Raw genomic sequence first — 13,252 nt, 5'->3', positions numbered from 1 at the left:
TTGTCCTTTCCAGCAGCGGCAGGCTGCTCACGGGTCGGGGACCGCGAGCTCCAGGAAGAAATCGGCGGTTCCCGGACGGACGAGGGTCGTGACGACTTCGAGGGTGCTTCCGTCTGCGGCACGCAGTTCCCTGCGCCTCATCAGCGCGGGTGCTCCTCTTTCGCTGTGCAGCAGTGCGGCGTCGTGCTCGCCGAGGGTCACGGGGTCGAGGTAGAGCCGGATCGTGTCGATCGCCGCTCCCTGGCGTTGCAGATACCGCAGGGTGACGAGCTCCTCGAGGTTCTCGTTCAGCAGGTCGGGGGCCGCCGCGAAGAGCACGACGTGCCGCTCGAGCGACTGCGGCTCCTCGCGTACGTCCATCTTGCGGCGGACGAGTTCCACCACGGCCGTGTCGGCGGGGGCGCCGGGGAGGGCCAGGACGGCGTCGGCGGCTCTGACGATCCGTGCGGACACCACGTCGTGTCTGCCCGGTGTGCCCTTCGCGGCCGCCGTGGGAGTGACGAAGTTGAGCAGATTGATCTGCCGTTTGACGTCCGCGACGAACGTTCCGTGGCGCCGCCGGCGGATGGCCAGCCCCGCCTCGGCCAGGTCGTTGAGGACCCGTTGGGCCGTGGCACGGCTGACGCCGTACTGGGCGGAGAGGTCCTTCTCGGTCGGCAGCCGTGTGCCGGGGGGCAGTTTTCCGGCCCGGATCCTCGCTTCGATCTCTCGTCTGATCCGTACATAGAGCGGTGCGGTCATGGTGAGACCGTACATTCCGTCAATTGACTGGTGACAGCGCGACGGCGGTCATGCGGTTCCCCGGCGTGTACGTCGTGCTGTCCGCGTGCTGTTCCCCGCCTGCCCTGTGCGGTTGCCGGGCCCGTCGGGTCGGCGGAGGTCTCGCCGACCGGCCCGACGACGGCGCGGGAGCGCGGGGAGTGCGGTGAACCGCTTCAGCCCGTGGCCCGGTGCCGAGGGGGTGGAGCCGTGCCTGATCCGCCATGTCGTCCTCCCGGCCTGATCCGCGCAGCGACCAGCCTTCCCATATGGAACCGTACAATTACTCAATTGACCGGTCAATGGTCGAGGGCTGGTGATCTGCTGATCGGCTCGGCAGCTGTGCCTGTCTGGCCAAGCGGCAGGCCGGGGCCGTCAGGGCCTCAGGCATGGTGCCGTTGTGCAGCGGTGGGTTCGGCGGGTCGTGCGGGCTCTTCACCCGGAGCTGCCGGTACGCCCGGGGCAGCGTGGACGGGGCAGGTGCTCTGCGGGTCTGCGGCCAGGGGCGCCCGCTTCGGGGCCGGCGGTGTGGTGCGGTGGTCTCATCTGACGGCGGTGAGTGTCGCGTAGACGACGGTGTTGCCCTGGTATCCGGTGTGTTCGGTGTAGGGGCCGCCGCAGGTGATCACCCGTAACTCGGCCTGCCGGGAGCTCGCGTAGACCTTGTCGCTGGGGAAGTGTTCCTTGTCGTACACCTCGACGGCTTCGACGGTGAATACGGCTGTGCGCCGGTCGGCCCGGTTGATTTCGATCGTGTTGCCCTTGGTCAGTGCGCCGAGGTTGTAGAAGACGCCCGGTTCACCGGTGGGCAGGTCCACGTGGCCGGCGGTGATGGCCGTCCCGGCGGATCCCGGGGCCGTGCCGCCGCTGTACCAGCCGGCGAGGTTGGGATGGCCTGCGGGGGGCGGTCCGAGTGTTCCTGATGCGTCGAGGTGCAGCGTGGTGAGGGGGGCGTTGACGTTGATGGCGGGGATCCGCAGCCGCAGGGGTGGTGCGGGCGGGAGCGCCCCGATGGCGGGGTGGGCCGGGGGGACGGTGCGCTCGCCGGCGGGGCCCGGCAGGCTGGCGAAGGCCTGGCCTGCCGGAGGCTGTGGCGGCTGCTCGTGGTGGAGCGCGCCCATCACCAGCACGGCACCTGCCGCGAGTGTCCAGGCAAGAAGCCCGGCTGAGGGGACGAGGGAGGAAGAGGACGTGGGGGTGGTGTGCTGCCTGGGGGCCATGGCGCCTCGGGTCCTTGCCTGCAGCCCGGGGGGAAAGGGGCAGGCGCGACGGGCTCCCCGCGGCTCCCGGGAAGACGGGTTCCGGGAGCCGGCGGGAACGCGGAACGGTCAGTTTCGCTGCGCGCTTGGGCGGTGACGCATTCTCACCAGGGCCCCGGCTGCGGCTGCGGTGATCAGCGCTGCGCCCAGGGCGAGCTGCGTCGCTGTGTTCCCCGCGGGTCCGAATCCGGCCTCGACGGCGCCGTCGGGCCGGCGTGCGGTGAGCTCGTACGAATCCGTGATCCGGGTCCGTGGCGGGCACTTGACGGTGACGGTGTCGGTGCCGGCCGACGATCCTTCCGGCACGGTGAACTCGCCGGTGAGCACTCCCTTGCTCGCGCCTTCGAAGAGGTGGAAGGCTCCTGCCAGCTCCGACTCGCCCTTGCCGTAGGTGACGTCCGCGCCGCAGGCGGTGGTGCTGACGGTGACCGTGGAGCCGTGGGCGCCCTGCCGGATGTCGAGACCTGGGTCACCGGCGGCGGCAGCGACCGGAATCTGCAGAGCCAGGGCACCGGCGATGAGGCCGATACCGATACCAACACGTGTGATGCCCACGAGAACCCTCCAACGAAGAAGCAGCGTCCGGCCTGTCTGTACGGCGCCCTGTGCGCACGCCACTGACGAGGCAACCGACGCTGTGTCACCTCCGCAACATGACGGATCGTCCCGCACGTCGCACGGTCGGGCGCATCAGGCATCTCTGGGCGGGCATGTGCGCAGGTCAGCGAGGCAGAAGCCGAGGCGGTTCAGGAATGGTCAGGGGTCGGCGAACAGGCTAACGAGCGCACACCGGGCGGGTACCGGTCCGAGCCGGGAGGCCGGGAAACGGGGAAGCGCCGGGCCGGGGGATTCTTGGCACCCTGGTACTGGTAGAACGGTGACCGGTGGGTGTCCAGGAGCGGGAACGCAAGGTGTACCGGCCGCTGCGGCGGGCCGGCCTGGAGGTGATCCCGAACGCGGTGCCGGACGGCACGATGCCGTTCGTCTTCGGATACCGTACCGAGGACGTTGTCGGCGGCTTCTCCCACCGGTACGACACCCCTCGGCTCGTCGAGCGTCTCAACGAGGACTGGTACGGCCTCGCGGTGTCATCGGGTCTTCTCGACCACCGGCGCGAGTTCCTCGTCCGGCTTCCACAGGGCACCCGCACGCACCGGGCCTTCCTGCAGGACATGCACAGTGGCCGCCGTGCCGCACCGACCGCCTGGACCCGGGTCCGGCTCCTGGACCGCTGGGACATCATGGGCCGGGGCGCGGCATCGGCGTTCCTCGGCATCCACGCGGGCCACCCGGGCTTCGGCATGATGGCTCTCGACAGCGGTGTGTACGTCACGGCCTCGACGGGGGAGACCGGCATTGACGTGCTCGCGGTGCGCCACCCGGACCGCTCGGAAAACATCCTGCGGTACCTGGAACGGTTCGCGCGTCGGGACAGTCCCTACTCCGACCGCGAGTTGAAGGAGCGGATCGCCGTGTGGCTCGCAGGCCGCGCACCGAGTGCTGTCAGCCGTTCGGACCGATGACGACGCGGCCGAGGCGAGCCCGGCTGGCCGGACCGGGAGGTGACGACGCATCCACCGGTGTGCCCGCCGAGACGACGTCGACGCCTGGCGCGAGATCCAGGTCGCAGGCCATCTGCCGCAGGCGGCAGCCCAGTTGGTGCCCCGACTCTGCGACCACCCGCAAGGGATCGACCTCTCCCAGCAGCAGACCGAGATGAGCGCCAACGCGATCCTGACCGCCCTCGCCGCGCTGGGCGACCCGGCCGCAGTTCCTGTGCTGGTGGACACGCTCGGCGCCGCGCTGCGCCAAGAGCAGGACCGCGCCACGCGATCAGCTCTCGCGGCGCTGGGGGCCTTCGGCCCGGCGGCGGCCGGCGCACGGAGACGATCCGGTCACAACGACGACGCGCTGGTCCGGCTGGTCACAGCCGTGCTCTTCGAACTGCACGACGAATGGATCGCCTTCCCCCGCCGCCACCTCCCGGAAGGCAGCATGGGCGACATCTACCGCGAACTCCCCGAAAGCGCCCCGGCGCTACCCAACACCCCGAACACGCCGACCAGTTGATCCCCTACACGACGACAAAAGACACGACCTCTCCGTCCCCCGGCCCTTTCCGGGCGGCTGTCCTCTTCGTGGTCTTCGACAGCTCATCGACACGGTGTGACTCTACGGGTTGGCAAGCTTGTCAGTGTTGCGCAGAGGTGTTGATGACTATGCCTGGAGCGAGGCCAGTTCGACGACGGTGATGTCGGCCGGTGCGCCCACCCGGGTCGGTGGGCCCCAGGCGCCCGCGCCGCGGCTGACGTATAGCTGGGTGTCGCCGTAGCGGTCGAGGCCGGCGACGGTGGGGTTGGCCAGTTCGGCGACGAGGCTGCCGGGCCAGAGCTGGCCGCCGTGCGTGTGGCCGGACAGCTGGAGGTCAACTCCGTGCGTGATGGCTTCGTGGATCTGGACGGGCTGGTGGGCCAGGAGGACGGCGGCGCGGGAGCGGTCCCGGTCACCCAGGGCCTTGGCGTAGTCCGGTCCCTCGCCTTCGCCCTCGCCGGCCAGGTCGTTGACGCCCGCGAGGTCGAAGCCCGGCATTTCCGTGCGGGCGTTCTCCAGTGGGTGCAGGCCCAACTCCCGTACCTCCTCCACCCATTGAGCCGCGCCGGAGATGTACTCGTGGTTGCCCGTGACGAAGAACGTCCCATGGCGGGCTTGGAGTTGGGCGAGAGGTGCCGCGGCAGGGCCCAGGTCCTGCACGCTGCCGTCCACCAGGTCGCCGACCACCGCGATCAGGTGGGGCTGGGTGGCGTTGATGGTGTCGACGACCTTCTGCGCGAAGCCGCGTCCCAGGATCGGTCCGAGGTGGATGTCGCTGACGACAGCTATCCGGAATCCGTGCGCGGAGCGAGGTAGTTTCGCCAGCGGGACGGTGAGCCGCTTGACCCCGGGACCGCGGAGCACGCCGTACGTGCCGTGGCCGACGGTGCCGACGGCGGCAGCCACGGCGGTGCCGGCCACGACACGGGAGACGAACTGACGACGTGACGGCCTGGCGGGGGCAGGGGTACGCGCAGGCTCCGCCTTCGTCGCGGTCTCGGACGGTACCGACGGATCATCGGGCTCGCCCCCGTCCGCCGTCCCCGCGTCCCGCCGCGCCAGCCGGCGCAGCAGCAAGGGGCGTACGGCCTCACCCACCAGCAGCGCGAGCAGCAGATACAGGAAGACCGCCAGCCACAGGTAGCCGGGCCAGGCCAGGATCTGTTCGAGGCGGAACGGCGCTCCCGTGGCCCGGGCCACCACGTAGGCCACCAGGAGCAGGGGCCCCGCCCAGAAGACGGTGCTCGCGGTACGTCGTGCCACCGACCGCCGGGCTGTCGTGTCACGCACGACGCGGCGCCACACGTACCAGTGGAGGGCGCCGAGCACCGCCAGTGCGGCGAGGATGACGAGGGTGTAGACGATGACCACGGCGGGGCGTCCTTCGTGCGGGGGGGGGGTTCGGGGTCGTTCAGAGCGGGCCGCGGTCCTTGTGGCCCGCGTCAGTCGTGGTGGGTGCCGGGGGAGCGGGTCGGGATCGCGTCGAGTTCGGCGAGGGTCGCCTCGTCGAGCGTGAGCGCACCGGCCTCCAGGTTCGCCTCGAGGTGGCCGGTGTCGGCCGTGCCCGGGATGAGCAGCACGTTCGGAGCGTGGTGCAGCAGCCAGGCCAGGCCGATCTGGGCCGGGGCGCGGCCCGCCGCCTTGGCGGCCGCGATCACGGCCGGCTCGTCGGTCACCTTCGGCAGACCCGGGCGGGCGCCGCCGAGCGGGAAGAAGGGCACCCAGGCGATGTCCTCGTCCCCGCAGAGGCGAAGGAGGTCCTCGTCGTCGCGGGCCACGAGGCTGTAGGCGTTCTGCACGCAGACGATGCCCGCCGGCAGGGCGCGACGCAGCACGTCGAGGGTCACGCTGCTCAGGCCGATCGCGCCGATCTTGCCCTCGTCGCGCAGCGAGGTCAGCTCGGCGAGCTGGTCATCGAGGTCCACCAGCTGATCGTCCGGAACCGGCATGGGCGTGTGCCCGCTGTCCAGGCGGCGCAGGTTCACCACCGGTATCTGCTCCACGCCGAGGCCGGCGAGGTTGTCCTCGATGCCGGTCCGCAGCTCCTCGGGCCGCTGGGCCAGCCGCAACGGGAACGGGCCTCCGGGGTCGGGAGCGGCGCCGACCTTGCTGACGACCAGGACATCGTCGTCGTCGCGCAGGGCCTCGCGGATGACGTCGTTGACGAAGCCGTTGCCGTAGAAGTGGGCGGTGTCGACGTGGTCGACGCCGAGTTCGACCGAGCGGCGCAGCAGGGCGACGGCGGCGTCGCGGTCGCCGCGCAGGCGGTCCAGTTGCATGGCGCCGTATCCGATGCGCGAGACGGCGCGGCCGGCCAGCCGTCCGGCGGCTCCGGGGCGCGGGCTCTCCTCAGGAGTCGTGGTCGTGCGGCCGGGGGTGCCTTCGGATGTCATGACGATCGGCTCTCGTGAGACGATGGGCGGAAACGGAGGAACCTCCGTTACGGCCACTCTAGCAGTACCGGAGGATCCTCCGTTTTGAGTACGACACCCTCGTCGCCCCTCCCCGAAGGCCCCCGCGAGTCCGGCGACCGGCCGGTCCGCCGCGACGCGCGACGCAATCGCGAGAAGCTCATCGCCGCCGCCCAGGCCGTCTTCGTGACCGCCGAGGCCCCGGTCGCGCTGGAGGCCATCGCCCGCCAGGCGGGCGTCGGCATCGGGACCCTCTACCGGCACTTCCCCACCCGCGAGGATCTCGTCGACGCCGTCTACGCCGCCGAACTGGACGAGGTCACCGCGAGTGTCTCCCCCCTGCTGGAGCAGTTCCCTGCCGACCGGGCGCTGCGGGCCTGGCTGGGCCGGTACGCGACCTTCATCGCCACCAAGCGCGGGATGATGGAGACGCTGCGCGCCGGCTTCGCCTCCGGACGGGTCGACCCCTCCAGCCGTGAGCGCGTCACGGCGACGATCGGCACGTTCCTCACGCACGGCACCGCCGACGGCACGCTCCGTGCGGACGTCGACCCCGACGACGTCACCGCGATGCTCATCGGCGTCTTCCACACCATTCGGGTCGGCGGCTCCCAGGAACAGACCGGCCGACTACTCGACCTGCTCGTCGACGCACTCCACCCGCGAACCGATGCGCCTGACGACTGAGCCGCTCAGTCGGGCATGGCGGCGACGATCTGCTCCGCTGTGAGCGGCAGGCAACGGACCCTTACCCCCAGCGCGTCGTACAGGGCGTTGGCGATCGCCGCGGTGGTCGGGCCCTGGGCCGCCTCGCCCACGCCGAGTGGGGGATGTCCGTTGCCGGGCAGCAGCTCCACATCGACGGCCGGCACCTCGGAGAACCGGAGGATGGGGTAGCTCTCCCAGTCCACGCTGGTCACGGAGAAACGGTCGAAGCGGACCCGTTCCTTGAGCGTCCAGCTCGTCGCCTGGATCGCGCCGCCCTCGACCTGGTTCTCGGTGCCGTCGGGGCTCACGATCGTCCCCGCGTCCACCGCGATCACCAGCCGCCGGACCCTGACCTCCTCGACGGCCTCCACCTCGGCGACCACCGCACAGTAGGCACCGCTGTTCTTGTACCGGGCATAGCCGATCCCGTGCCCCACGCTGTCCCCGGCGGACCATCCCGACCACCCCGCTCGCCGCGCGGCGGCCTCGACGACGGCACGCGCGCGAGGGTCGTCCAGATGCGCGAGCCGGTACTCCACCGGGTCACGGCCGGCCTCGACGGCCAGATCGTCCAGGAACGACTCGGCCGCGAACACGTTGAGGTGGGCGCCGAGCGCCCGTAGCGCGGACGTGCGCAGAGGCGCGTCCCGCAGATCGTGGTTGATCACCTGGTGCGAGGGAAACGCGTAGCCGGGGATCGCGTTGCGGCCGGCGGCTCCGCCGATGTGGATCGGAATCTCCGGCGCGGTGCGGACCGGTCGACCGCCCTCACGGTGGCTCGCGGCGAGGAACCCGGGGGTCGGGGTGGAGCCGGGGCGCCCGAGATGGCCGTAGCCCCAGATCTCGTGCCGCCAGGAGAGGATGCCGCCGTCCGGATCCAGGTCCGCGGTCACACGGGCCACCGCCGCCGGTCCGTACGGGGCCCAGCCGAGCTCGTCCGCACGGGACCACACCACCTGGACGGGTCGGCCCGGTACCGCCAGGGCCAGCACGGAGGCGTCCATCGCGACGTCGTCGGCGCCGTTGTGCCCGTAGCAGCCCGCCCCTTCGACGTGTCGCACACCGACGTGCTCCACCGCGAGGCCGAGTGCCTCGGCGAGCTTGCGGCGCAGCACGTGGACACCCTGGCTGTGGCTCCACACCTCCAGCCGCGTGCCGCCCTCGATGACGGTGGCCTCCGCGGTCGCGCTGGAGGGGCCGATGGAGGCGTGCGCGATATAGGGGCGGTGATAGGTGGCCCGCACCGAGCGTGCCCCGGGGAAGTCGGCCGGGGGCGAGCCGTGTTCGGTGAGCACCTCGGTGTCGGCGGGAGCGCTGGTGAGGTGGGCGACCAGCTGGTCCTCGTCGGGCAGGGTGGCCCGTTCCTCCCATTTGGCGTCCGCCCCGAGCCGCTCGGAGGCCATGAGCGCGACCTCCTCGCGCTCGGCGACCACTCCCAGGAACTCCCCGTCCCGTACGACGGTCACCACGCCCGGCAGGGCCAGGGCGCCGTTGGTGTCGACGCCGACCAGCTTCGCGCCGCGCGACGGTGGCCGCACGACACGGCCGTACAGCAGGCCCGGGCGCTCGATGTCGTGCGCGTAGCGGTGCCGCCCGGTGAACTTCGCGGGCAGGTCCAGTCGTGGGACGTCGGTGCCGACCACGGTGTAGGCCGAGGACGGCTTGACGGGATGACGACCGGTCACGGCCTCGTCCAGGAGGCTGTCGTCGACAAGGTCCCAATAGCTCGAAGCCTGCCCGTCGTCCGTCCCCGTGATCCGCCCGTCCCGGACCGTCAGGGTGTCGGCGGGTACCCCCCATCGCTCGGCCGCGGCCGAAAGGCACCGCGCCCTGACCTCCGCGCACACGATCCGGATCGCGGAGCCGGAATGCTGCACGGAGAGGCTGGCCTGGGTGTATCCCTCGTCCGGGCTGAGGTCCGTGTCCACCGGGATCATGCGGATACGGCCGACCGACACGTCCAGTTCGTCGGCCGCGATCTGGGCGAGCGCGGTGAGCACTCCCTGGCCGAGTTCCGCCTTTCCCGAGCGGACCTCGACGGCGCCCGGAACGAATCGCAGCCAGTCGCCCGGTCGCGGGTTCGCCATCAGCGAGGGCGACAGCCGCGCGAGGTCCTCCGATGCGGTCACCCGTCACCTTCCTTCTCCCGTTCCTTCTCCGACTTCCCCGAGCGGAGTTCGGCCGCCGCTGACAGCACGGCCCGCACCACGCGGTTGTGCGCGCCGCAGCGACAGAGATTGCGGTCCAGCGCGGCACGTACTTCTTTCTCGGTGGGGTCGTCGTTCTCGCTGAGCAGGGCGACGGCCGCCACGACCATCCCTGACATGCAGTAACCACACTGCGCGGCCTGCGTGGATGTGAAGGCACGGATCACCGGATGCGGTTGTTCCGGCGTGCCGAGTCCTTCCACCGTGGTGATCTCCTTGTCCGCGACGGACCACACCGGGGTGTCGCAGGAGTGCACGGCACGGCCGTCGACCAGGACGAAGCAGGCGCCGCACAGCCCGAGACCGCAGCCGAACCGGGTCCCTTTGAGCGAGAGGTGGTTGCGCAGCACGTAGAGGAGGGGCGTGTCCTCTTCGGTGCTGAAGTCCCGCGACTGCCCGTTGACCGACAGTGTGTGAGTCGGCGGTGTGTCCTTGTCGGCCATCAGACGTCCCACTTGAAGAGCCGTTCGGCATTGGCGTGCGCGATCTTCTCCCGGTCGGACTGCCCGATCGGGAGCCGGTCCAGGTACTGGTGTGTCTCGGCACTGCCGTGGAAGGGGTAGTCGGCGGAGAACATCATGCGGTCGATTCCGACCGTGGCGAGGGCGGCGTTGAAGGCGACGTCGTCGGTGATGCCGCTGATGGTGATCGAGAAGTGCTCGCGGAAGTAGTCCTTGACGGGCTTGTCGAGGTCGACGACCCGGTTGAGCACCGAGTCAGAGCGCCAGAGCATGGCCGGCAGTCCCTCGCCCTGGTGGCCGATGATCACCTGGAGCCGCGGGAAGCGCTCGAAGACCCCGCCGATGATGAGCCGGAGCGCGTGCAGTCCGGTGTCGATGTGCCATCCCCACCCCGCGGTGGCCAGGGTTTCGCTGACGATCGGGGAGAACCCCGAGTAGCAGGCGTCGACCACGGGCTGGGGCGGCCGGTTGGGGTGCAGGTAGACCGGGACGCCCAGCGACTCCGCGGCTTCGAAGACCGGCCAGAAGAACGGGTCGTCGAGATAGCGTCCGCCCACGTGGCCGTTGATCAGCGTCCCGACGAAGCCGAGGTCGCCGACCGTGCGCTCCAGCTCCTTCACCGCGGCGTCGGGATCGGGCACAGGGAGCGCGGCGAATCCGGCGAAACGGCTGGGATGTGCCACGATCCTCTCCGCGAGGAGGTCGTTGGTCCGCGTGGCCAGGGGTACGGCCAGGTCGGCCGGCAGTTCCTCGGGTCCGGGCGCGACGCTGGAGATGACCTGGACGTCGACGCCCGCGGCGTCCATGACCGCCAGACGTCGTTCGCCGAGATCGGTGAGCTGGAGCATGAGCTCCGCCCGGGCCGCGGCCCGCCACTGGTCGCCGACCGCCCGGAGCATCGCCAGTAGGGGGTGGTCGGCGTTGGCTTCCAGGATCGCCCGGGTGGTGAAGTGCTCTTCGAGAGCGATGACTCTCATGTCGGTTCCCAGCCGTGTACGGGGGTCAGCGGATCCGGCCCGGCGACCGGGTCCGGACCACTGGTCGCGCGGATGAGTTCGAGAATGTGTTTCCGGTACTCCGCGAAGCGCGGCAGGGCCTTCGTGTCCAACTGGTCGCGGGGGCGCGGCAGGTCGATCTCCACGATCTCCATGACGGTCGCCGGACGGGAGGACAGCACGACCACGCGGTCGGCCAGATAGACGGCCTCGTCGATGTCGTGCGTCACCAGCAGTACCGCCGCGCCGACGTCGTCGCGGACCGCGAGGGTCAGGTCCTCGAGACCGGCCCGCGTCTGCGCGTCGACGGACGCGAAGGGCTCGTCCATGATGAGGATCTCGGGCCGGTAGGCGACCGCCCTGGCGATGGCCACGCGCTGCTGCATACCGCCTGAGAGCTGCCACGGATAGCGGTCGCCCATCCCGGCGAGCCCCACTTCCCGCAGCGACCACTCGACGCGCTCGGCGCGTTCCTTCGCGTCCTTGACGGTGTTCTTCAGCGGCAGCTCGACATTGCGCCGGACCGTGAACCACGGCATGAGCGAACGGCTGTAGTCCTGGAAGACCGCGGCGATCTCCGGCGGCGGTTCGGTGACATCGCGTCCGTCGAGCTCGATCCGGCCGCCGGAGCGGCCGTGCAGCGCGCACAGACAGCGCAGCAGGGTCGTCTTCCCGCCGCCCGACGGGCCGACGATGCAGACGAACTCGCCCTCGCGCACGTCGAAGCTGATCCCGCGGATCGCCTCGACACCGCCCTCGGCCGGATCGCCGTACGTCTTGGCCAGGTCCTCGACAACGAGTTTGGTCATTGTGCCCTCCCGGTGGACAGGTAGTGCCAACGGAGCACACGCCGCTCCACGAGTACGAAAAGGGCGTTCAGCAACGCGCCGAGAATGCCGAGGAGGATCGTCCCCGACCACATGAGCGGGATCTGGAAGCTCTGCTGGGCGTTCAGCGTCACGAAGCCCAGACCGCTGGTGGCGCCCAGCATCTCGGTGACGATCATCATGATGAAGGCGATCGCGAGGGAGATCCGCAGGCCGGCGAAGATCTGCGGGGCCGCCGAGGGCAGATGGACGGCGAAGATCCGCTGTCGGCGGGTGAGCCGGAAGGTCTGTCCGACGTCCTCCAGTCCCTGCTCCACGGAGCGCACCCCGTCCACGGTGTTGAGCAGGATCGGGAACACGCACACGAACGCGATGAGCCAGATCTTCGGAGCGTCGCCGATGCCGAGCAGCACGATGCTCACGGGCACGAGCCCGGTCGCCGGTATCGACCGCGCGAACTGGATGGCGGGCTGGAACGCCAGATGCAGCACGCGCACCCGGCCGAGAAGGATGCCGAGGGCCGTGCCGATGGCGGCCGCCAGCAGATAGCCGGCCCCGAGCCGGAGCAGGCTCGGTACGACGTCCGAGCCGAACCGCTCGAACAGCCAGGTCTCCCGGAAGTTCGTGAGGATTGTCGAGAGGGAGGGGTAGAAGGCGGAGGTACTGTCCTCGGACAGCACCCACCACAGGACCACGAGGACGACGGGGACCAGCAGCGAGATGCCAAGGGCCCGCAGCCGTGCGGCGAACCTCATGTGCTCACCTCCCGGTGGGCGACGTACCAGTGCAGCAGTCGCTTCTCGGTGCGCTCCAGTGCCGTGTTGAGCAGCAGGCCGAGCACACCGGACACGAGCAGCAGCCCGTACATGGTGGGATAGAGACCGTTCTGCGCCGCGGCGCCGAGCGAGGAGCCGAGCCCCGGGACGCCGCCGACGAGCTCCGCCGACACGGCGACGATCAGCGCGAGCGACGACGAGATCCGCACCCCCGTCGCCAGGTACGGCAGCACGCTGGGCAGCATGACGTAGCGCAGGATCTGGCGCCCGGTCAGGCCGAACACCCTGCCGGTCTCGACCACTTGGGCGTCGATGGCGCGCACACCGTAGATCGACTGGAAGAGCATCGGCCACAGTGCGCCCAGCGAGGCCATGATGATCGCGGTCTGCGAGCGCGAGCCCATCACCAGGATCAGCAGCGGCAGGTACACGATCGCCGGGATCGGGCGCAGGAACTCCAGCGGGACGTTGAGCAGCCGGTGCACGAAGGGCACCGTGCCGATCGTGCCGCCCACGACGATTCCCACCGCGCCGCCGATCAGCAGCCCGGCGAACCAGTGCCAGAGCGTCTGGCCCAGCGCCGTCCAGAAAGCGCTGTCGCCCCCTTCGTCCACGAGCCGGGCGACCACGTCCGAGAACGGCGGGATCTCGGCCGGCAGCGCTCCGCCGCGAGCCAGTAGCTCCCACAGCGCCAGCAGGCCGGCGGTCGTCGCGACGGGGAATAGCACCTGTGGCGACACGCGCCGTCGCCCTCGGCC

At 70.5% G+C, this 13,252-nt stretch carries 14 protein-coding genes; 3 read left to right on the top strand and 11 right to left on the bottom strand.

Annotated elements, in window-relative coordinates:
- Positions 1-27 precede the first annotated feature (27 nt).
- The 3 genes from ACLZN2_RS24850 to ACLZN2_RS24840 all read right to left on the bottom strand — a co-directional run bounded on the left by ACLZN2_RS24850 (position 28) and on the right by ACLZN2_RS24840 (position 2,573).
- Positions 28-741 carry a GntR family transcriptional regulator gene (locus tag ACLZN2_RS24850; protein WP_416981216.1) on the bottom strand — a complete coding sequence of 238 codons (714 nt, stop codon included), beginning with the start codon at positions 739-741 and terminating at the stop codon, positions 28-30.
- A 560-nt stretch (positions 742-1,301) separates the two neighbouring features.
- Positions 1,302-1,979 (bottom strand): class F sortase, encoded by a 678-nt coding sequence (locus ACLZN2_RS24845; RefSeq protein ID WP_416981215.1) that lies wholly within the window; start codon positions 1,977-1,979, stop codon positions 1,302-1,304.
- A 108-nt stretch (positions 1,980-2,087) separates the two neighbouring features.
- On the bottom strand, positions 2,088-2,573 hold the full coding sequence (locus ACLZN2_RS24840; RefSeq protein ID WP_416981214.1) for a sortase: 486 nt from the start codon (positions 2,571-2,573) through the stop codon (positions 2,088-2,090).
- Positions 2,574-2,902: 329 nt separating this feature from the next.
- On the opposite strand from ACLZN2_RS24840, the gene ACLZN2_RS24835 reads away from it, so the two are divergent.
- Positions 2,903-3,541 (top strand): hypothetical protein, encoded by a 639-nt coding sequence (locus ACLZN2_RS24835; RefSeq protein ID WP_416981213.1) that lies wholly within the window; start codon positions 2,903-2,905, stop codon positions 3,539-3,541.
- A gap of 133 nt (positions 3,542-3,674) precedes the next feature.
- On the top strand, positions 3,675-4,088 hold the full coding sequence (locus tag ACLZN2_RS24830) for a hypothetical protein (protein WP_416981212.1): 414 nt from the start codon (positions 3,675-3,677) through the stop codon (positions 4,086-4,088).
- A 147-nt stretch (positions 4,089-4,235) separates the two neighbouring features.
- Here the strand turns inward: ACLZN2_RS24830 and ACLZN2_RS24825 are convergent, their stop codons facing one another.
- Both ACLZN2_RS24825 and ACLZN2_RS24820 read right to left on the bottom strand, forming a co-directional pair.
- A complete protein-coding gene (locus ACLZN2_RS24825) occupies positions 4,236-5,480 on the bottom strand; it encodes a metallophosphoesterase (protein WP_416981211.1) in 1,245 nt (414 codons plus the stop codon).
- A 71-nt stretch (positions 5,481-5,551) separates the two neighbouring features.
- Positions 5,552-6,502 carry an aldo/keto reductase gene (locus tag ACLZN2_RS24820; RefSeq protein ID WP_416981210.1) on the bottom strand — a complete coding sequence of 317 codons (951 nt, stop codon included), beginning with the start codon at positions 6,500-6,502 and terminating at the stop codon, positions 5,552-5,554.
- Positions 6,503-6,586: 84 nt separating this feature from the next.
- On the opposite strand from ACLZN2_RS24820, the gene ACLZN2_RS24815 reads away from it, so the two are divergent.
- The gene (locus ACLZN2_RS24815) at positions 6,587-7,207 is read left to right on the top strand and encodes a TetR/AcrR family transcriptional regulator (protein ID WP_416981209.1); all 621 of its coding nucleotides are present in this window, start codon (positions 6,587-6,589) and stop codon (positions 7,205-7,207) included.
- A gap of 5 nt (positions 7,208-7,212) precedes the next feature.
- Here the strand turns inward: ACLZN2_RS24815 and ACLZN2_RS24810 are convergent, their stop codons facing one another.
- The 6 genes from ACLZN2_RS24810 to ACLZN2_RS24785 are packed head-to-tail and all read right to left on the bottom strand — an operon-like array spanning position 7,213 to position 13,234.
- On the bottom strand, positions 7,213-9,357 hold the full coding sequence (locus tag ACLZN2_RS24810; protein WP_416981208.1) for a molybdopterin cofactor-binding domain-containing protein: 2,145 nt from the start codon (positions 9,355-9,357) through the stop codon (positions 7,213-7,215).
- A complete protein-coding gene (locus ACLZN2_RS24805; RefSeq protein WP_416981207.1) occupies positions 9,354-9,878 on the bottom strand; it encodes a (2Fe-2S)-binding protein in 525 nt (174 codons plus the stop codon). Before ACLZN2_RS24805 ends, ACLZN2_RS24810 begins: the two co-directional genes overlap by 4 nt.
- Positions 9,878-10,873, bottom strand: coding sequence for an amidohydrolase family protein (locus ACLZN2_RS24800; RefSeq protein ID WP_416981206.1), 996 nt, complete (start codon positions 10,871-10,873; stop codon positions 9,878-9,880). The genes ACLZN2_RS24805 and ACLZN2_RS24800 overlap by 1 nt, the downstream gene beginning before the upstream one ends.
- On the bottom strand, positions 10,870-11,700 hold the full coding sequence (locus ACLZN2_RS24795) for an ABC transporter ATP-binding protein (protein ID WP_416981205.1): 831 nt from the start codon (positions 11,698-11,700) through the stop codon (positions 10,870-10,872). Before ACLZN2_RS24795 ends, ACLZN2_RS24800 begins: the two co-directional genes overlap by 4 nt.
- Positions 11,697-12,473 carry an ABC transporter permease gene (locus ACLZN2_RS24790; protein WP_416981204.1) on the bottom strand — a complete coding sequence of 259 codons (777 nt, stop codon included), beginning with the start codon at positions 12,471-12,473 and terminating at the stop codon, positions 11,697-11,699. The genes ACLZN2_RS24795 and ACLZN2_RS24790 overlap by 4 nt, the downstream gene beginning before the upstream one ends.
- Positions 12,470-13,234, bottom strand: coding sequence for an ABC transporter permease (locus tag ACLZN2_RS24785; protein WP_416981203.1), 765 nt, complete (start codon positions 13,232-13,234; stop codon positions 12,470-12,472). Before ACLZN2_RS24785 ends, ACLZN2_RS24790 begins: the two co-directional genes overlap by 4 nt.
- Positions 13,235-13,252: the final 18 nt, after the last annotated feature.

The organism is Streptomyces sp. T028, from assembly GCF_048159505.1.
GTDB lineage: Bacteria > Actinomycetota > Actinomycetes > Streptomycetales > Streptomycetaceae > Streptomyces.
This window is presented reverse-complemented; position numbering and strand designations above follow the sequence as displayed.

Coding starts and splice junctions, on each gene's coding strand:
- ACLZN2_RS24850 (WP_416981216.1), bottom strand. CDS start 741: ATGACCGCACCGCTCTATGTACGGATCAGACGAGAGATCGAAGCGAGG.
- ACLZN2_RS24845 (WP_416981215.1), bottom strand. CDS start 1,979: ATGGCCCCCAGGCAGCACACCACCCCCACGTCCTCTTCCTCCCTCGTC.
- ACLZN2_RS24820 (WP_416981210.1), bottom strand. CDS start 6,502: ATGACATCCGAAGGCACCCCCGGCCGCACGACCACGACTCCTGAGGAG.
- ACLZN2_RS24805 (WP_416981207.1), bottom strand. CDS start 9,878: ATGGCCGACAAGGACACACCGCCGACTCACACACTGTCGGTCAACGGG.
- ACLZN2_RS24800 (WP_416981206.1), bottom strand. CDS start 10,873: ATGAGAGTCATCGCTCTCGAAGAGCACTTCACCACCCGGGCGATCCTG.
- ACLZN2_RS24795 (WP_416981205.1), bottom strand. CDS start 11,700: ATGACCAAACTCGTTGTCGAGGACCTGGCCAAGACGTACGGCGATCCG.
- ACLZN2_RS24790 (WP_416981204.1), bottom strand. CDS start 12,473: ATGAGGTTCGCCGCACGGCTGCGGGCCCTTGGCATCTCGCTGCTGGTC.